At 61.6% G+C, this 17,949-nt stretch carries 15 protein-coding genes; 5 read left to right on the top strand and 10 right to left on the bottom strand.

Going from position 1 to position 17,949, the window contains the following annotated elements:
• Window positions 1-193 precede the first annotated feature (193 nt).
• The 6 genes from AC09SL_RS02615 to AC09SL_RS02590 all read right to left on the bottom strand — a co-directional run bounded on the left by AC09SL_RS02615 (window position 194) and on the right by AC09SL_RS02590 (window position 4,310).
• On the bottom strand, window positions 194-1,123 hold the full coding sequence (locus AC09SL_RS02615) for a ZIP family metal transporter (RefSeq protein ID WP_058545344.1): 930 nt from the start codon (window positions 1,121-1,123) through the stop codon (window positions 194-196).
• 106 nt (window positions 1,124-1,229) lie between these two features.
• Window positions 1,230-2,111, bottom strand: coding sequence for a manganese catalase family protein (locus AC09SL_RS02610; protein WP_058545345.1), 882 nt, complete (start codon window positions 2,109-2,111; stop codon window positions 1,230-1,232).
• A 262-nt stretch (window positions 2,112-2,373) separates the two neighbouring features.
• Window positions 2,374-2,751: a con-10 family general stress protein gene (locus AC09SL_RS02605; RefSeq protein ID WP_058545346.1), complete on the bottom strand. Its 378-nt coding sequence runs from the start codon at window positions 2,749-2,751 to the stop codon at window positions 2,374-2,376.
• A gap of 429 nt (window positions 2,752-3,180) precedes the next feature.
• Window positions 3,181-3,429, bottom strand: coding sequence for a metallothionein (locus tag AC09SL_RS02600; protein WP_058545347.1), 249 nt, complete (start codon window positions 3,427-3,429; stop codon window positions 3,181-3,183).
• Between the two features lie 35 nt (window positions 3,430-3,464).
• Window positions 3,465-3,737, bottom strand: coding sequence for a hypothetical protein (locus tag AC09SL_RS02595; protein ID WP_058545348.1), 273 nt, complete (start codon window positions 3,735-3,737; stop codon window positions 3,465-3,467).
• A gap of 63 nt (window positions 3,738-3,800) precedes the next feature.
• Window positions 3,801-4,310, bottom strand: coding sequence for a ferritin-like domain-containing protein (locus AC09SL_RS02590; RefSeq protein ID WP_058545349.1), 510 nt, complete (start codon window positions 4,308-4,310; stop codon window positions 3,801-3,803).
• Window positions 4,311-4,503: 193 nt separating this feature from the next.
• On the opposite strand from AC09SL_RS02590, the gene AC09SL_RS02585 reads away from it, so the two are divergent.
• Window positions 4,504-5,331, top strand: a complete 828-nt coding sequence (locus AC09SL_RS02585; RefSeq protein ID WP_058545350.1) for an NAD-dependent protein deacetylase — start codon at window positions 4,504-4,506, stop codon at window positions 5,329-5,331.
• Window positions 5,332-5,360: 29 nt separating this feature from the next.
• Here AC09SL_RS02585 and AC09SL_RS02580 read toward each other — a convergent pair whose 3' ends face one another.
• Complete coding sequence (locus AC09SL_RS02580; protein WP_058545351.1) at window positions 5,361-6,263, bottom strand: LysR family transcriptional regulator; 903 nt, start codon at window positions 6,261-6,263, stop codon at window positions 5,361-5,363.
• A gap of 238 nt (window positions 6,264-6,501) precedes the next feature.
• On the opposite strand from AC09SL_RS02580, the gene AC09SL_RS02575 reads away from it, so the two are divergent.
• Genes AC09SL_RS02575 through AC09SL_RS02565 form a run of 3 tightly spaced genes read left to right on the top strand, consistent with a single transcriptional unit; the run spans window position 6,502 to window position 9,094 of the window.
• A complete protein-coding gene (locus AC09SL_RS02575) occupies window positions 6,502-7,200 on the top strand; it encodes a CoA transferase subunit A (RefSeq protein ID WP_058545352.1) in 699 nt (232 codons plus the stop codon).
• Window positions 7,201-7,235: 35 nt separating this feature from the next.
• Window positions 7,236-7,901, top strand: a complete 666-nt coding sequence (locus AC09SL_RS02570; RefSeq protein ID WP_003180355.1) for a CoA transferase subunit B — start codon at window positions 7,236-7,238, stop codon at window positions 7,899-7,901.
• Window positions 7,902-7,912: 11 nt separating this feature from the next.
• The gene (locus AC09SL_RS02565; protein ID WP_058545353.1) at window positions 7,913-9,094 is read left to right on the top strand and encodes an acetyl-CoA C-acetyltransferase; all 1,182 of its coding nucleotides are present in this window, start codon (window positions 7,913-7,915) and stop codon (window positions 9,092-9,094) included.
• Between the two features lie 648 nt (window positions 9,095-9,742).
• Here AC09SL_RS02565 and AC09SL_RS02560 read toward each other — a convergent pair.
• Window positions 9,743-10,456 (bottom strand): FadR/GntR family transcriptional regulator, encoded by a 714-nt coding sequence (locus tag AC09SL_RS02560; RefSeq protein ID WP_058546628.1) that lies wholly within the window; start codon window positions 10,454-10,456, stop codon window positions 9,743-9,745.
• A gap of 300 nt (window positions 10,457-10,756) precedes the next feature.
• Here AC09SL_RS02560 and gudD point away from each other — a divergent pair, with 300 nt between their 5' ends.
• Window positions 10,757-12,100 carry a glucarate dehydratase gene (gene gudD, locus AC09SL_RS02555; protein WP_064106779.1) on the top strand — a complete coding sequence of 448 codons (1,344 nt, stop codon included), beginning with the start codon at window positions 10,757-10,759 and terminating at the stop codon, window positions 12,098-12,100.
• Window positions 12,101-12,177: 77 nt separating this feature from the next.
• On the opposite strand, the gene glgB is transcribed toward gudD, so the two are convergent.
• Together glgB and treS are read right to left on the bottom strand one after the other, a co-directional pair.
• Entirely contained in the window at window positions 12,178-14,412 is a 2,235-nt protein-coding gene (gene glgB / locus AC09SL_RS02550) for a 1,4-alpha-glucan branching protein GlgB (protein WP_058545640.1), read from the bottom strand.
• An 11-nt stretch (window positions 14,413-14,423) separates the two neighbouring features.
• Complete coding sequence (treS, locus tag AC09SL_RS02545; protein ID WP_058545641.1) at window positions 14,424-17,768, bottom strand: maltose alpha-D-glucosyltransferase; 3,345 nt, start codon at window positions 17,766-17,768, stop codon at window positions 14,424-14,426.
• Window positions 17,769-17,949: the final 181 nt, after the last annotated feature.

Raw genomic sequence — 17,949 nt, 5'->3', positions numbered from 1 at the left:
GTCATCCACGGAGTTGAGTATAGGTCGAGGGTTACGGGGGCCTTGCTAAACACCAAACCAATGTGGGAGCGAGCTTGCTCGCGATTGCGGCGGGTCAGCAATATTGATATCAACTGATCCATCGTTATCGCGAGCAAGCTCGCTCCCACAGGAACACCCACTGGATCTAATCCAACAGATATTTGGCAGGCCTTCAGCCCAACGCCGTGTCGAGAAACATCATCACCGCAAACCCCATCATCAATCCCAGGGTCGCCGGGGTTTCATGACCATTGCGATGGGTCTCGGGGATCACCTCGTGGGACACCACGAAGATCATCGCCCCCGCCGCCAGCCCCAGGCTGATGGGGTACGCGACGGCGACGCCCGAGGACATGCCCAGGCCGATCACCGCGCCCAGAGGCTCCATCAACCCCGAACCGACCGCGATGAGCGCGGCACGCAAGGTGCTGATACCGGTGACCCGCAGCGCCATGGCAATGGCCAGGCCTTCGGGGATGTCCTGGATGGCGATGGCGGTAGTCAGGGGCAGGCCGACCTTGAAGTCGCCGCCGGCAAAACTGACGCCGATGGCCATGCCCTCCGGCAAGTTGTGCAAGGTGATGGCAAGCACGAACAGCCAGACACGATTGATGCGCTCGGCCTGGGGGCCCCGCCGGCCGCTAAGTTCGTGTTCGTGTGGTACGAAACGGTCCAGGCCGATCATCAGGGCCACGCCCAGGCCCAGGCCAACGACGACGACAAACGCCGCCAGCAACTGGTTGCCACAGATGATTTGTGCCGCTTCGATGCCCGGCAGGATCAATGAGAACGAGCTGGCGGCGAGCATCATGCCGGCGGCGAACCCCAGCATGATGTCTTGGGTACGCGAAGAGATATCCCGCAGCACCACCGCCATCAACGCACCCAGGGCGGTGGCGGCAAAGCCCGAGGTACCGCCCAGCACCGCGTAGCCCAGGTTCTGTCGGTCAGCGCCGACCAGGGCGTTGTAGCCACTGTAGAGCAGCAATGTGGCCACCAACGCCAGCCCGAGCCAGAACGTCAGCCCCAACAAAAGGTTGTCTTGCACGGGGTTGAGCCAGGTGCGCCAAGGGGAGCGAATCCGGGAGGTGGGCTGGTCCATCGAATGTCCTTACTGGTCTTGACCTTGGCATGGCTGATCGTTGCGGCAATGGCCGCAACGATCAATCGGAATATCAGGCGAGGGAGTCGCCTCCCTCGCCATTTGTCTACAGTTTGTCACCTTGCATCCCCGAACCCAAGTCGGCGCCTGTGGTGGGGTTACTTTCAGGGTCGGACATCGTCCGTGCCTTCATGTCCATCAACAGTGCCTCGTCCTTTTCACTCAACTGCACGCTGGCCAGGCCATCGCCACCGTCGACCGCCGGCGTCGGGTTCTCGACGAACTCCCAATCATCGCCCTGGTTCCATGGGCCGCGCACGCCAGGTTCACCTTGGGACATGTTGAAGTACACGTTGGTGAACTCCGGCATGCCTGGCAGTTTGCCTTGCGGGAAGTTGGGCTGGATGGCATGCAGGGCTTTTTCGAACGACATCTGATGCGCGATTTCACGTGTCATCAGAAAGCCCAGGGCCTCCTTTACGCCAGGATCGTCGGTGACATTCATCAGCCGTTCGTAGACGATTTTCGCACGCGCCTCGGCCGCAATGTTGGAACGCATGTCCGCTGTCGGCTCGCCGATAGTGTCCACGTAAGCGGCAGTCCATGGCACCCCGGCGGAGTTGGTCAATGGCGAACCGGCCCCGTACAGCAGGCTGGTGATGTGAGAGTCATTACCGGCACCATTGATGTCCCGGTACAGTTGGCCCTCCTTTTCCACGCTTTCGGCCATCTTGCCCTTGGCGCCCTTGTTCAGCATCACGATGATCGAGCCGATCACTTCCAGATGGCTGAGCTCTTCGGTAGCGATGTCCATCAGCAAATCCTTGCGACCCGGGTCGTCCTCGGACAAGGCCTGGGTGAAATAACGCGACGCCGCGGCCAGTTCGCCCTGGGCCCCACCGAACTGTTCGAGCAACAGATTGGCAAGTCCGGGATTTGGCTCAGCGACGCGCACGGTGTACTGCAATCGTTTGTTATGTAGAAACATGATTAAACTCCTCGCTCAGGACATACCTCATGAGAACACTGCCGACGGCAGGCTCATAAAACTCTGAAGAAGTTGAACGAATAAAATTTAGTTTTTCTTCAAGACAAAAAGACAAGTGGTTAACAGCGAGCTCAGACGCACTTATCCATCATCTTAAACAGCAAATATCGTAGCGAAGTCGGGCATGAAACGCCCGACTTCCAATATATAGGCCGGGACAGGCCCCATGCCATCGGCACAGGACCTGCAAGACCACGGGACATTAGGAATTACGCCCGCCACCGTGACTGTTTTCGCCACCTTTCCTACCAGCCTCGGAGGCTTTTTCCCGGTCGTTGGCAAAGTTGCCGCCCGAAGCCTGGCCACCTTTGCGTCCAGCCTCGGAGGCTCGCTCAGGGTCATTGGCAAAGTTACCACCCGAGGCTTGCCCGCCTTTGCGGCCGGCCTCTGCGGCACGTTCCGGGTCGTTGGCGAAATTGCCGCCCGATGCCTGGCCACCCTTGCGTCCAGCCTCGGAGGCGCGCTCGGGATTATTGGCGAAGTTGCCCCCCGATGCTTGGCCGCCTTTTTTCCCGGCTTCCGATGCCTTCTCACGATCGTTAGCGAAATTGCCAGGGTTGTTATTACCTGTGTTAGCCATTTCATTCACCTCGTTAGTTGATATCAACGAGCCTTGCTGACTCGTCTTATTCGGAAAACATGACGCCGCCAAGGTTTTAAGGAAACGCTGTAACCGGCGACGAATGGTCAATGCTCAATTTATATGGCCGCGCCCATGTTCTTTATTGCATCAAGCTATTAAAAGGCAGTGACTATTAGCCGCCCTGAACACCGAACTTCATCCCGTGAAAATCCTCTGGGGCCTATGGGAAAAACAGTGCGTGTCTTTCCACGCTGTCCGCCAAAGACCAAGTGACGCCAGCGCCCCTTTGCACCGGTCTCGCCACCCTGGCCTCGCGCCGTTCCAGGAAGCCAAAACTCGCGGGCTGCCGGTGTTGTCCTGCACCACCGCACTGACCGGCTTGCGGCGTCCGGATACCCTGTCGCCGATACCCGGATTCAAGAATGCTCAGGGTGAAATCGGATCGCTGGCCGCAAACGTTTCCTCCAGCGCGTCGTCCAGTTGGCTATCGGTGATATTGCGATCACCTATCTTGCCACTGCGTTCGCAATGGCAGTCGGAGGCCGGACAGGGTTCACCGTTGGGATGTTGTTCAGCGCAAGCCTGGCTGCAATAAGCTTCGCCGTCGTGGTTGAACATCCGGTGCGGATCCACCTCGCATTGGCAATCGGGGCAACCGCACTTTAATTTGCTCATGTTCTTTCTCCCGAGGTTATGGATCGAAGGCGCCGTCAGGAAGAGCCCACCAGCAATTGGACCTCAAGGTTCGCCGCCGCCACACCGTGGTTTGCCACATACACATCGGCGGTCCAGCCCTTGGTCAGGTTGTGATAGGACTGAGTGCCCAAGGCCGTGCCGCTGTCCCACTCCAGGATGTCACCAATATCGATGTCATTGGCTGAGCTCAGCTCAAGCACCGTATGGCGATCCTCTCGCGCCACGTACACACCCACCATTGCGCTCTGTCGATTGATGGCCCGTACTTCACCTGTGGTCTGTTTCATACGTTTCCTCTTCTCGGCAGATTCAAGAGCGAGCGCAACACCGCGCTGGCCGCTCTTTGCTGCTCAGCGCTTGGCTTCGGTATGCGGGGCTGCCGAACGCTCCAGGAATGCTGCGGTAATCTGCGGCAGGTGGTCGCGCAACCAATCGGCCATGGCGATTTCCTGTGGCAGGATCTGTTCGCAAGCCCGTTGTGTCTCCACATCGCCCGCCACTTTCGCGGCCTCGATCAACACGGTGTAGGAGGCGATCTCGAGGTTCTCGAACACATAGCCGCTCATGGCACCCTTGACCACTTCGTCGCTCATCGTCATCCCGCCTACCGCTTGACCGAAGGCCATGAGTTTGCCGGCCAGGTCCTTGAGCGTCGACGTACTGCCGCCCAGGCGCTGAATGCATTGCTCCACCAGTTTCTGCTGCCCGAGCGTCTCCTCGAGGTGCTGTTCGATCCGGGTCTTGAGCGCCGGGTAATGCTCAAGACGTTCGGCCTGGGCCTTGAGCATTTTTTCCGCTTGCTGTTCCATGGCATGGGCGTCGTTGAGCCAATCCAACAGGTTCTCTTCAGGCGTTGCCATTTCCTTCTCCTTAGCCGTGGTCGCTACTGCCGCGCAGCACGACGGTTCTGATATACCGCACATAAGGTGGATATCGCGGCACAGGGGAAGTTTGAAGAAAACAGAGGCCAGGGCGACGAAAGGCGCCACAGGAATTTCCCTGCCCAATCGCAGTGCTAACCTCAACAGCTCCCAAACCAACGCGGCCCTTCATATGCCAGAAGACTTTCATCAAGCACCCATCGATCAGTTACAGGCGCACATGGCCGGGCGCCATTTCCTGGTGCTCACCGGTGCCGGCATCAGCACCCCTTCGGGCATCCCCGACTACCGCGACAGCGACGGTGTGCGCCGGGGTCGACAGCCGATGATGTACCAGGAATTCCTTGCCCAGGCCGAGGCACGACGGCGCTACTGGGCGCGGGCGATGCTGGGCTGGCCGCGGGTGCGGCAGGCCAGGCCGAACGCGGCTCACGAGGCCTTGGCCGAATTGCAGGCACGGCAACGCATCAGCGGCCTGATTACCCAGAATGTCGATACGCTGCATGACCTGGCCGGCAGCCAGGACGTGATCGAACTGCACGGCAGCCTGCATCGCGTGCTGTGCCTGGATTGCCGCCAGCGCAGCGACCGACAGCAGATTCAACAGTTGATGGAAGCGCAAAACCCTTACCTGGCCGGTGTCGATGCGGTGCAGGCGCCCGATGGCGACACCCTGCTCGACCCGGCCTTCGAGGCGCGCTTCCAGGTGCCCCGCTGCCCTCACTGCGGCGGCGAGCGGTTGAAACCTGACGTGGTGTTTTTCGGCGAGAATGTCGCCACCCTCACCGCGACCCGCGCCATGCAAGCCGTCGAGCAAGCGGACGGCCTGCTGGTGGTGGGCTCGTCGCTGATGGCGTATTCGGCGTTTCGCCTGTGCCGGGCCATCAAGGACCAAGGCAAGCCGCTGCTGGCGATCAACCGGGGCAAGACCCGGGCCGATGAGCTGCTGGATCTCAAGCTTGAAGAGCCGTGTGAGCAACTGTTGCCACTGTTGATCTGACACCACGCCATACCCCTGTGGGAGCGTGGTTACTTCGGTGTCAACTGCGCGCCTATATCCTGATCCCTGAGCGTATCGAACAACGCCTGCGCCGCCGCCGACAGTTCGTGCCCCGGCTTGGTCAGCACCCCGATGGCTCGCTCGATCACCGGATCGCTCAAGGTGATGCAGCGGGCACCCAGCTCACGCATCTGCCCGACGCACAGCGCCGGCACGGCACTCACCCCCAGCCCGCTGGCGACCATCCGTCCGACGGTCGCCAACTGATGGCTCTCGAACTCCACAGGCAGTTTCATCCCCCGGGCCTGCAAATGCTCTTCCAGCATCACCCGTACGGTGGAGGGTCGTTGCAGCGTGATGAAGGGCTGCTCCAGCAGGGTTTCCCAGTGGATTTCGTCGCGCTGGGCAAACGGTGAGTCCAGCGGCACCACCGCGACGAAGCGATCGAGATACAAGGGCGTGAACGCCAATGACGAACCTTGCATCGGCTCGAACGCCACGCCCAATTCGACATGACGATCACGGACCATTTCCAGCACTTGTTCGTTGATCACGTCGTTGACCGTTACGTTGACATTCGGATAGCGGGCGCGGAAGGTCTTGAGGATCGGCGGCAGCAGGTTGCCGGCAAATGACGGCATCGCCGCCAACGTCACGCGGCCGCGCTGCAAGGTGAAGCGCTGGCGCATTTCGTCCTCGGCGTTGTCCCAGTCGGCAATCAGCCGTCGGGCCAGCGGCAGCAGGGACTCACCTTCGGGCGTCAGCGCCACGTTACGGGTATTGCGGCTGAACAAACGACCGCCCAGGCCTTCTTCCAGGGCCTTGATGGTCAGACTCAGGGCCGACTGGGACAGGTGCAGCCGCTCGCAGGCCACGGCAAAGCTCAGGCTCTGGGCCACGGCGAGGAAGGCACGGATTTGCTTGAGGGTCATGGGCGTGTTGTGTCCTGTTGGGTAGGCGCTGCCGAAGGCTGCGATCTTTTGATCTTGATCTTGATCTTTCGCTTGAGATTTAACAGGTAGTGGAAAGATCGCAGCCTTCGGCAGCTCCTACAGGGAGTGACTATTGAGTTTTATCAATCAATCAAACCTAAAAATCAACTTAACAAATATATGACTTGGCGTAACACTGCATCCCATTGCGACCCCATCAAGAATAAAAGAGGTGTCTATGGCAGGTTTCGACAAACGCGTGAGTTCTTATGAGCAAGCATTGGAAGGCTTGGAAGACGGCATGACCGTCATCGCCGGCGGCTTCGGCCTGTGCGGCATCCCGGAAAACCTGATCGCCGAGATCAAGCGCAAGGGCATCCGCGACCTCACCGTGGTGTCCAACAACTGCGGCGTCGACGGTTTCGGCCTCGGCGTGCTGCTGGAAGACCGGCAGATCCGCAAGGTGGTCGCCTCCTACGTGGGCGAAAACGCCCTGTTCGAGAAGCAGCTGCTCAGCGGCGAAATCGAAGTCGTACTGACCCCCCAAGGCACCCTCGCCGAAAAAATGCGCGCTGGTGGCGCAGGCATCCCGGCGTTCTTCACCGCCACCGGCGTCGGCACCCCGGTGGCCGAAGGCAAGGAAGTACGTGAATTCCATGGTCGCCAGTACCTGATGGAAGAATCCATCACCGGCGACTTCGCCATCGTCAAAGGCTGGAAGGCCGACCATTTCGGCAACGTGATCTACCGCCACACCGCCCAGAACTTCAACCCGCTGGCCGCCACGGCGGGCAAGATCACCGTGGTGGAAGTCGAAGAAATCGTCGAACCCGGCGAGCTGGACCCGACGCAGATCCACACCCCTGGCATCTACGTCGACCGGGTCATTTGCGGCACGTTCGAAAAACGCATCGAACAGCGCACCGTGCGCAAGTGATCCCCTGCCCCCGGCCCGAATGAAGGAATAACAACATGGCACTTTCCCGCGAACAAATGGCTCAACGCGTCGCCCGCGAAATGCAAGACGGCTACTACGTGAACCTGGGCATCGGCATTCCGACCCTGGTCGCCAACTACATTCCCGAAGGCATGGAAGTCATGCTGCAATCGGAAAACGGCCTGCTCGGCATGGGTGCGTTTCCCACCGAAGCCGAAGTCGATGCCGACATGATCAATGCCGGCAAGCAGACCGTCACCGCGCGCATTGGCGCATCGATCTTCTCTTCGGCCGAATCGTTTGCCATGATCCGTGGCGGCCATATCGACCTGACCGTGCTGGGCGCGTTCGAGGTGGATGTCGAAGGCAACATCGCCTCGTGGATGATCCCCGGCAAACTGGTCAAGGGCATGGGCGGCGCGATGGACCTGGTGGCCGGCGCCGAGAACATCATCGTCACCATGACCCATGCGTCCAAGGACGGCGAATCGAAACTGCTGCCGCGTTGCAGCCTGCCGCTGACCGGCGCCGGTTGCATCAAGCGGGTGCTGACCGACCTGGCCTACCTGGAAATCCAGGACGGTGCCTTCATTCTGAAAGAACGTGCCCCGGGCGTCAGCGTCGAGGAAATCGTCGCCAAGACCGCCGGCAAATTGATCGTGCCGGACCACGTGCCTGAAATGCAGTTCGCTGCCCAGTGAGGAGAAATTCGATGCAAGAAGTCGTGATTGTCGCCGCTACCCGTACCGCCATCGGCAGTTTCCAGGGTTCGCTGGCTTCCATTCCCGCGCCGGAACTCGGTGCCGCGGTGATTCGTCGCCTGCTTGAACAGACCGGTCTGTCGGGCGAACAGGTCGATGAAGTGATTCTTGGCCAGGTGCTGACCGCAGGTTCCGGGCAAAACCCGGCTCGCCAGGCGGCGATCCTGGCTGGCCTGCCCCATGCGGTGCCGGCGCTGACCCTGAACAAGGTCTGCGGCTCGGGCCTCAAGGCGTTGCACCTGGGCGCCCAGGCGATCCGCTGTGGCGACGCCGACGTCATCATCGCTGGCGGCATGGAGAATATGAGCCTGGCCCCGTACGTGTTGCCGGCCGCCCGCACCGGCCTGCGCATGGGCCATGCGAAGATGATCGACAGCATGATCACCGACGGCCTGTGGGATGCCTTCAACGATTACCACATGGGCATCACCGCCGAGAACCTGGTGGACAAGTACGGCATCAGCCGCGAGGAGCAAGACGCCTTCGCTGCCGCGTCGCAACAGAAGGCCGTCGCCGCCATCGAGGGCGGTCGGTTCGCCGATGAGATCACGCCGATCCTGATTCCCCAGCGCAAAGGCGATCCCGTGGCGTTCGCCACCGACGAACAGCCGCGCGCCGGCACCACCGCCGAATCCCTGGGCAAACTCAAGCCCGCCTTCAAAAAGGACGGCAGCGTCACCGCCGGCAACGCATCCTCGCTCAACGATGGCGCCGCTGCGGTGATCCTGATGAGCGCGGAAAAAGCCAAGGCCCTGGGCCTGCCCGTGCTGGCCAAGATCAGTGCCTACGCCAATGCCGGGGTCGACCCGGCCATCATGGGCATTGGCCCGGTCTCGGCCACTCGCCGCTGCCTGGACAAGGCCGGCTGGTCGCTGGAGCAACTGGACCTGGTCGAAGCCAACGAAGCCTTCGCCGCCCAGTCGCTGGCCGTGGCCCGGGAATTGAAATGGGACATGGACAAAGTCAACGTCAACGGCGGCGCCATCGCCCTGGGCCACCCTATCGGCGCGTCGGGTTGCCGAGTCCTGGTGTCACTGCTGCATGAAATGATCAAGCGCGACGCCAAGAAAGGCCTCGCGACACTGTGCATCGGCGGCGGCCAAGGCGTTGCCCTGGCGCTGGAACGAGCGTAACCGCTACAGGTTCAACGGTGGTTGCGCGGACCCACGAATATCCTCGCCTCCACTGGCAACACCACCGGCGCAACCTCGGTTGCGCCGGTTTTTTTTGCCTGCTGGTTTTGCGCATGGCCTGCCGGCCCCTTCGCGAGCAAGCTCAGCTCCCACAGAGGGGCTCGGGTGTTCATCGCTCCGGCGCCCACCACAAATCCCCTGTGGGAGCTGAGCTTGCTCGCGATGGCGGTGGGTCTGCTTGCAGTAATGTTGGATGTGACGGCCTCATCGCGAGCAATCTCCCACAGGGTTCTCGGGTGTTCATCGCTCCGGCGTTCACCACAAATCCCCTGTGGGAGCTGAGCTTGCTCGCGATGGCGGTGGGTCTGCTTGCAGTGATGTTGGATGTGACGGCCTCATCGCGAGCAAGCTCGCTCCCACAGGGTTCTCGGGTGTTCATCGCTCCGGCGCCCACCACAAATCCCCTGTGGGAGCTGAGCTTGCTCGCGATGGCGGTGGGTCTGCTTGCAGTGATGTTGGATATGACGGCCTCATCGCGAGCAATCTCCCACAGGGTTCTCGGGTGTTCATCGCTCCGGCGTCCACCACAAATCCCCTGTGGGAACTGAGCTTGCTCGCGATGGCGGTGGGTCAGGTGGCGATGAACCGTCAGGAGCCCGCGCCAAACCGGTCGCGGCTGTTGCTCAGGTGCAGCCACATGGCGGCGCGGGCGGCATCCGGGTCCTGGCGTTTGATGGCGTTGAAGATCGCCTCATGCTCCAGGTTGGCCAGTTGCGCCAGCTTTCCGAGGTCGGCCTGGCCGCGTTCAGCCACGTTCACTCGAGTCCTGGGGATCATTGCACTGCCCAGGTGCTGCATGATTTCGACAAAACAGGCGTTGTCCGTGGCCTCGGCGATGAGCAGATGGAAATGCCGATCGGCCTCGACACAGCTGTCGTTGTTGCTGGACAGCCGCTGATAGTCATCCAGCGCCTGGCGCATCTGCTGCAACTGGTGTTCGCTGCGGCGCTGGGCCGCCAAGGCGACGGCCTGGGTTTCCAGGCCCAGGCGCAGCTCCACGATTGCCCGCACGCCCGCCGCAGTGTCGACATTGAGCCGCAGCCCCGGCTCGCCGGTTTGCGCCAGCACAAAGGTGCCGATGCCGTGGCGGGTCTCCACCAGCCCTGAAGCCTGCAACTTGGAAATCGCCTCGCGCACCACCGTACGGCTGACCCCGTGCGCCTGCACGATGGCGCCTTCGGAGGGCAGCTTGTCCCCCGGTTTCAGTTGCCCCAGCACAATGCTTTGGCTCAACTTCTCCACCAGGTCATAGGCCAGATTGTGGGTGCGCTTGCGGGCAGGCATTTCGGTGTTTGACTGCATGGATGCGGGTCCTTGAACGGCGCGGTCTGAATGGCGGATAAAAAACCACATCGACCAACAACTTGTATGACAACTACAATCATGGCAGCCATCCAGCAACTCCGCCAGCCTGCCGCAAATCGATCAACTTCTTAGAAATCACTATAAAACTTAATAAAATCAACCTATTAATAAGAACCCAAGGTAAGAACGCAGCCTAAAAATCAACGGACGCTTGTAAGATAAATTTTTCAAGTTGTATGATGTCTATCAACATCGCCGTCATACGATGTCCGTATAAAAACAACGAGTGGGACAACTATGCATACCCAAGACACCCGCAAAGCCCCGATCATCACCAGCATGCAGGTCGTGCCCGTGGCCGGCCACGACGGCATGCTGCTGAACCTCAGCGGCGCCCATGGCCCGTTCTTCACCCGCAATATCGTCATTCTCAGGGACAACGCCGGCCACACCGGCGTGGGCGAAGTCCCCGGCGGCGAGCGCATTCGCCAGACCCTCGAAGACGCCCGCTCGCTGGTGGTCGGCAGCCCCATCGGTACGTACCAGAAGATCCTCAACACCGTGCGCCATGCCTTTGCCGACCGCGATGCCGGCGGCCGTGGCCTGCAGACCTTCGACCTGCGCATCACCATCCACGCGGTGACCGGCCTGGAAGCGGCCTTGCTGGACCTGCTCGGCCAATACCTGGACGTACCGGTTGCGGCCCTGCTCGGCGAAGGCCAGCAACGCGATGAAGTGAAGATGCTCGGCTACCTGTTTTACGTCGGCGATCGCCAGCAGACCGACCTGCCCTACCGCAGCGAGCCGGACGCCGACAACGACTGGTTCCGCGTACGCCATGAGAAAGCCCTGGACGCCGACGCCGTGGTCCGCCTGGCCGAAGCCGCCCACGCCCACTATGGCTTCCAGGATTTCAAGCTCAAGGGCGGCGTGCTGCAAGGCGACGCAGAGATCGAAGCGGTCACGGCGCTGGCCGAGCGCTTTCCCCAGGCACGCATCACCCTGGACCCGAACGGCGCCTGGTCACTCAAGGAAGCGATCCGTTTGTGCCGCGACCAGCACAAGGTGCTGGCCTATGCCGAAGACCCTTGCGGTGCCGAAAACGGTTATTCGGGCCGCGAGGTCATGGCCGAGTTCCGCCGCGCCACGGGCCTGAAGACCGCCACCAACATGATCGCCACCGACTGGCGCGAAATGGGCCACGCCATCACCTTGCAGTCCGTGGACATCCCTCTGGCCGACCCGCACTTCTGGACCATGCAAGGCTCCGTACGCGTGGCGCAAATGTGCAATGAATGGGGTCTGACCTGGGGCTCGCACTCCAACAACCATTTCGACATTTCCCTGGCGATGTTCACCCACGTGGCGGCCGCCGCACCGGGTGACATCACGGCTATCGATACCCATTGGATCTGGCAGGACGGCCAGCGGCTGACCAAGGCCCCCTTGCAGATCCAGGGCGGCTGCGTGCAGGTGCCGAAGAAACCGGGGCTGGGGATTGAGCTGGACACCGACCAACTGGCCAAGGCCCATGAGTTGTACAAAGGCATGGGCCTTGGGGCGCGGGACGATGCAGTGGCGATGCAGTTCCTGATTCCGGGCTGGACGTTCAACAACAAGCGGCCGTGCCTGGTACGTTAAAGCCACTTCACTTCCTTGTGGCGAGGGGACTTATCCCCTCGCCACAGTCATCATCCACCCCCACTATCTCTGTGGTACTAACCCTCCGGTCGCAGGATCAACACCGCCAACGGCGGCAGGTTGAGTTCCAGCGACAGGGCCTGGCCATGGCTGGGTACTTCATCGGTGAAGGCTCCGCCACTGTTGCCGTAGTTGGAACCGGCATAGGTGTCGGCATCGCTGTTGAGCAATTCGACCCAACGGCCGGCGAACGGCACGCCGACCCGGTAGGCCTCGCGCGGCACCGGGGTGAAGTTGGCGACCACCAGCACCGGCCGGCCCTCCTTGCTCCAGCGCAGCCAGGCGTAGACGCTGTTGAGCGCATCGTCGCCAATCAGCCACTGGAAACCCTGGGGCGCATCATCCTGGTCGTGCAGCGCCGGTTCTTCGCGATACAGCCGGTTCAGATCGCTCACCAGTTTCTGCACGCCACGGTGCTCAGGGTATTGCAGCAGGTACCAGTCCAGTTGCTGATCGTGGTTCCACTCGCGCCATTGACCGAACTCACAGCCCATGAACAACAGTTTCTTGCCGGGATGACCCCACATGAAGCTGAGGTAGGCCCTCAGGTTGGCGAATTTCTGCCAGCGGTCACCGGGCATCTTGTCGATCAGCGAGCGTTTGCCATGGACCACTTCGTCGTGGGAAATCGGCAGGACGAAGCGCTCGGACCAGGCATACACCAGGCCGAAACTCAGTTCATTATGGTGATGGGCGCGGTACACCGGGTCTTGCTGGATGTAGTGCAGCGAATCGTGCATCCAGCCCATGTTCCACTTGTAGGCGAAACCCAGGCCGCCCTGCTGGGTGCTCTGGCTGACCCCCGGCCACGCCGTGGACTCTTCGGCGATGACCAACGCACCGGGGGTTTCCAGCGCCACCACATCGTTGAGGTGCCGCAGGAAATCGATGGCTTCGAGGTTCTCGCGCCCGCCGTGGCGGTTAGGCACCCACTCGCCGGCCTTGCGCGAATAGTCGCGGTACAACATCGAGGCCACGGCATCCACCCGCAGGCCATCGACGTGGAAATGCTTGAGCCAGTGCAACGCCGACGCCAGCATGAAGCCGTGCACTTCGGTGCGGCCCAGGTTGTAGATCAGCGTGTCCCAATCCTGATGGAAGCCTTCCTGCGGATTGCCGTATTCGTACAGCGCAGTACCGTCGAACTGGGCCAGGCCGTGAGTGTCAGTGGGAAAGTGCGCCGGCACCCAGTCGAGGATGACCCCGATATTGGCCTGGTGGCAGGCGTTGACGAACGCTGCGAAATCGTCCGGCGAGCCGAAGCGTGCCGTCGGCGCGAATTGCGACAGCGGCTGATAGCCCCAGGAACCACCGAACGGGTGCTCCATGATCGGCATCAGCTCGATGTGGGTAAAACCCAGGTCCTTGATATAGGGGATCAACCGCTCGGCCAGTTCATGCCAGTTGTACTGCCGGGCCACCTCCCCCGCCTCGTCGATTTCGCACTGCCAGGAGCCGGCGTGCAATTCGTAGATCGACAACGGCGCACCCGGGAGCTGCCGCTCGCGACGGTGCTGCATCCACTCGTCGTCCTGCCACTCGATCTTCAGGGGCGAGGCGACTTTCGACGCTGTGTCTGGCGGCATCTGCGTGGCCAGCGCCACCGGGTCGGCCTTGAGCGGCAGGATGCCGTGGGCGCCGAGGATTTCATACTTGTAACCTTCGCCGGGACCGAGCCTGGGGATGAATATTTCCCACACGCCGGACGGATAACGGATGCGCATCGGATGCCGACGCCCGTCCCAGACGTTGAAATCCCCGACCACCGAAACGCGTCGGGCGTTCGGCGCCCACACAGCGAAACGCACGCCGTCGATGCCATCGACGGTGGTCAGTTGCGCACCGAGGCAGGAACTGAGATCGCGGTGATTGCCCTCGCCAAACAGGTAAAGGTCCATCTCCCCCAGCAACGGACCGAAGCTGTAGGGGTCTTCGGCAACCTGCTCGCCGCCGGCCCAACGGGTGCGCAGCACGTACGCCTGGGCACGATCGAAATGACCGACGAACAGCCCCGGGGTTGCGGTGGGTTGCAGCTCCCCCAACTCTTCGCCGCCATCGCGGGCCAGCACATGGACACTCAGGGCACCGGGCAGATACGCGCGAATGAACTGGCCGCCGGCGTCGTCGCCATGAGGCCCCAGGATGGAAAACGGGTCGTGGTGCTCGGCGCGCACCAGCGCGTCGATGTCATGGGGCGCCGGCAGCAAGGACTCCTTGGCCTGCCCCTGGGATTCTTTGTTCGAGACACTCATGATTCTCTCCACTAAATCGGTCCGGCTACGTCGGAAAAGGGTTGCAGCCCACTTAACAACCCGACCAGACCGTGCAACGGCACGGGCAGCCAGGTGGGGCGATTCTCGGCTTCATAGGCCACTTCATAGGCCGCCTTCTCCAGGCCGAACAACGCCAGCGCGGCGTCTTCGCCTTCAGCATCCTTCCACTCATGGGCAAGACTAGCTGCCGCCAGCCGATATGCCTCGACAAATGCCTGGCGAGCCTCTTTTAAATAACGATCGGCGACCCGTTGCCGCGCCGCATCGGCATCGGCCGTGCTGTCGACGGTGTGCAAGTGAATGGCCATGGCCGCCGCATAATCGAAGGAGCGCAACACGCCACTGACATCCTTATAGGGGCTGTGCTTGCCCCGTCGTTCATGCAACGGTCGCGCCGGCTCACCTTCGAAGTCGATCAGGTACGCGTCGCCCTTGATCACCAGCACCTGCCCCAGGTGCAGGTCGCCATGGACGCGAATGCGCAAGCCACCCTCGGCCTTGCCGGCCAGCGCCTGGACATGGGCCAGGACGGTTTTCTTGTGCTCCAGCAAGCGTGCGACCATGGCCTGGTCTGCAGGGTTCAATTGGCCTTGGTTCTGCTTGAGCAGGCGCAAGGCATTTTCCACCTGGGCGGTCACGTCCTTGCCGATGGCCTGGGCTTGCTTGGCGTTGGTAATCTGCGGCGCGAAGTCCGGGTCGTCGGTGGCCTGGGCCAGTACCTGGTGCATTTCCCCCAGGCGCTGGCCGAGCATGCCGGCGAAATCCTTCAGTTCGCCCAGGGCGTTGTAATGCTGCTCCTGCTCGGACACGGCGTCCGCCAGCTCATCGCGCAGGGCACGTTCCAGGTTGTTCTGGGTCCATTCCCAGGCATCGCCCTGGTTGCTCAAATAGCCCTGGGCGATCATCAGCAGCGCATCTTCACCCTGGGTGTCGCGGCGAACCACCGAACCCAGCAGCGGTGAGATGTTGCTGAAACCGGCAGCCGTCAGGTAGGCGCTCATTTCCAGTTCCGGGTGCACACCCGAAGCGACCTTGCGAATCAGCTTGAGCACGAGGCTGCTGCCCACCACCACCGAACTGTTGGACTGTTCGGCAGACAGGTAACGCACCTCAGGCTCGTCTCCCAGGCTCAGCGCGGCCAGGCCTTCGGTCGGTTCAAAGCGCAACTCACCTCCGGTGAACGGCAGCACCGTGGCGGCCTGCATGCTATGCAGCACGGCGCGCACGAAGCTTTCCAGGCTGAAAGCATCGGTGATCAGGCCCACCTGGCGCACCCGGCGTACCCGCGACAACGCCAGTTGCTGCGGCAACGCCGCACCGACCTGGTCTTCGGCGAGCAGGCCGAACGGCAGTTGATAACGCAGGGTCTGGCCGCCACTGGTGACATCGATCTCACTGAGCAGCACCGGGTGCTGCGGGTCACCAAAGCGTACGCCATAGACAATGTCGACCTTCTCGATCGCGCTGTCCTTGCCGGCGAACCAGCGCCGGTTCTGCAGCCAGCTCGGCAGGATGGTTTGCTCCAGCGTGGTGCGCGATGGCGCTTCGAGCAATTCTTCCAGGCGTTTCTTCAGCACCAGGGTGGTGAAGTCCGGCAGGCTCTGGGCCGGTTCCACGTGCCAGCTCGGCATCTGGTTCTCTGTTGCCAGGACGAACCAATAAAAACCATACGGCGCCAGGGTCAGCAGGAAGTTCAACTGACCGATGGGCGGGAAGGCATTGCCGCCCAACATCTCCACCGGGACCATGCCGGCGAAGGCCGACAGGTCCAGTTCGGCAGCCTGGGCGCTGCGCGACACGTTGGCCACGCACAGGATGATTTCGTGCTTGCCGTCGGGCCCGGTGTACTCGCGGGTATAAGCCAGGATCCGGCGGTTGCTGGGCGAGAGCATCTTCAAGGTGCCGCGGCCAAAGGCCTTGGACTGCTTGCGCACCGCCAGCATGCGTCGGGTCCAGTTGAGCAGCGAGTGCGGGTCGCCGGCCTGGGTCTCGACGTTGACCGACTGGTAGCCATATTGCGGGTCCATGATCGGCGGCAGCACCAGGCTGGCCGGATCGGCGCGGGAGAAGCCGCCGTTGCGGTCGATCGACCACTGCATCGGCGTGCGCACGCCATCACGGTCGCCCAGGTAGATATTGTCGCCCATGCCGATTTCATCGCCGTAGTACAGCGTCGGCGTGCCAGGCATCGACAGCAGCAGGCTGTTGAGCAATTCGACGCGACGACGATCGCGCTCCACCAACGGCGCCAGGCGCCGACGAATGCCCAGGTTGATACGCGCCCGACGGTCGGCCGCGTAGTAGTTCCACAGGTAGTCGCGCTCCTTGTCGGTGACCATCTCCAGGGTCAACTCATCGTGGTTGCGCAGGAAGATCGCCCACTGGCAATTGGCGGGGATCTCCGGGGTCTGGCGCAGGATGTCGGTGATCGGGAAGCGATCTTCCTGGGCCAGCGCCATGTACATGCGCGGCATCAGCGGGAAGTGAAAGGCCATGTGGCATTCGTCACCGTTCAGGCCTTGGGCATCGACATCGCCGAAGTACAACTGGGTGTCCTCCGGCCACTGGTTGGCTTCGGCCAGCAACATGCGGTCGGGGTAGTTGGCGTCGATCTCGGCGCGAATCAACTTCAGGACGTCATGGGTCTCGGGCAGGTTTTCGTTGTTGGTGCCGTCGCGCTCGATCAGGTAGGGGATGGCATCCAGCCGCAGGCCGTCGATGCCCATGTCGAGCCAGTAGCGCATCACCGACAACACGGCCTTGAGGACCTGCGGGTTGTCGAAGTTGAGGTCGGGCTGGTGGGAGTAGAAGCGGTGCCAGAAGTACTGGCCCGCCACCGGGTCCCAGGTCCAGTTGGACTTCTCGGTGTCGAGGAAGATGATCCGCGTGCCGTCGTACTTGTGGTCGTCATCGGACCAGACGTAGAAGTCCCGCGCCTTCGAACCCGGCTTGGCCTTGCGCGCACGCTGGAACCAGGGATGCTGGTCGGAGGTGTGGTTGATGACCAGCTCGGTGATCACCCGCAGGTTGCGCTTGTGGGCTTCGGCAATGAACCGCCGCGCATCGGCCATGGTGCCGTAGTCGGCGCTGACGCCACGGTATTCGGCAATGTCATAACCGTCGTCTCGCCGGGGGGATGGATAGAACGGCAGCAGCCAGATGGTGTTGACGCCTAGGTCGGCGATGTAGTCGAGCTTTTCGATCAGGCCGGGAAAGTCACCGATCCCGTCGTTATTGGAGTCGAAATAGGATTTTACGTGGACCTGGTAAATCACCGCATCCTTGTACCAGAGCGGATCTTTGATAAAGGTGGCAGACCGGGGTTTCTTCGCCATTTGCAACTCCTGATGAATTCAATAAAGCCGCGGGATACAGGCTTGTGAGGTCTTTTTAGTGGCGCGGGGCCTTATCCCCCTGTAGGAGCTGGCGAAGCCTGCGATCTTTTGATCTTTCGCTTGAGACTCAAGTGTCTTTGGAAAGATCGCAGCCTCGTTGCACTCGACAGCTCCTACATAG

Source organism: Pseudomonas sp. PF05 (genome assembly GCF_056521845.1).
Note: the sequence above shows the minus strand (reverse complement) of the source record. Positions and strands in the feature narration are given on the sequence as shown.

What these genes read in the sequence shown, in the direction of transcription:
- glgB (WP_058545640.1), bottom strand. Translation starts at nt 14,412, where the DNA reads ATGAGTGTCTCGAACAAAGAATCCCAGGGGCAGGCCAAGGAGTCCTTG.
- AC09SL_RS02575 (WP_058545352.1), top strand. Translation starts at nt 6,502, where the DNA reads ATGGCAGGTTTCGACAAACGCGTGAGTTCTTATGAGCAAGCATTGGAA.
- AC09SL_RS02590 (WP_058545349.1), bottom strand. Translation starts at nt 4,310, where the DNA reads ATGGCAACGCCTGAAGAGAACCTGTTGGATTGGCTCAACGACGCCCAT.
- AC09SL_RS02605 (WP_058545346.1), bottom strand. Translation starts at nt 2,751, where the DNA reads ATGGCTAACACAGGTAATAACAACCCTGGCAATTTCGCTAACGATCGT.
- AC09SL_RS02565 (WP_058545353.1), top strand. Translation starts at nt 7,913, where the DNA reads ATGCAAGAAGTCGTGATTGTCGCCGCTACCCGTACCGCCATCGGCAGT.
- gudD (WP_064106779.1), top strand. Translation starts at nt 10,757, where the DNA reads ATGCATACCCAAGACACCCGCAAAGCCCCGATCATCACCAGCATGCAG.
- AC09SL_RS02585 (WP_058545350.1), top strand. Translation starts at nt 4,504, where the DNA reads ATGCCAGAAGACTTTCATCAAGCACCCATCGATCAGTTACAGGCGCAC.
- AC09SL_RS02580 (WP_058545351.1), bottom strand. Translation starts at nt 6,263, where the DNA reads ATGACCCTCAAGCAAATCCGTGCCTTCCTCGCCGTGGCCCAGAGCCTG.
- AC09SL_RS02600 (WP_058545347.1), bottom strand. Translation starts at nt 3,429, where the DNA reads ATGAGCAAATTAAAGTGCGGTTGCCCCGATTGCCAATGCGAGGTGGAT.
- AC09SL_RS02570 (WP_003180355.1), top strand. Translation starts at nt 7,236, where the DNA reads ATGGCACTTTCCCGCGAACAAATGGCTCAACGCGTCGCCCGCGAAATG.
- AC09SL_RS02615 (WP_058545344.1), bottom strand. Translation starts at nt 1,123, where the DNA reads ATGGACCAGCCCACCTCCCGGATTCGCTCCCCTTGGCGCACCTGGCTC.
- AC09SL_RS02560 (WP_058546628.1), bottom strand. Translation starts at nt 10,456, where the DNA reads ATGCAGTCAAACACCGAAATGCCTGCCCGCAAGCGCACCCACAATCTG.
- treS (WP_058545641.1), bottom strand. Translation starts at nt 17,768, where the DNA reads ATGGCGAAGAAACCCCGGTCTGCCACCTTTATCAAAGATCCGCTCTGG.
- AC09SL_RS02610 (WP_058545345.1), bottom strand. Translation starts at nt 2,111, where the DNA reads ATGTTTCTACATAACAAACGATTGCAGTACACCGTGCGCGTCGCTGAG.
- AC09SL_RS02595 (WP_058545348.1), bottom strand. Translation starts at nt 3,737, where the DNA reads ATGAAACAGACCACAGGTGAAGTACGGGCCATCAATCGACAGAGCGCA.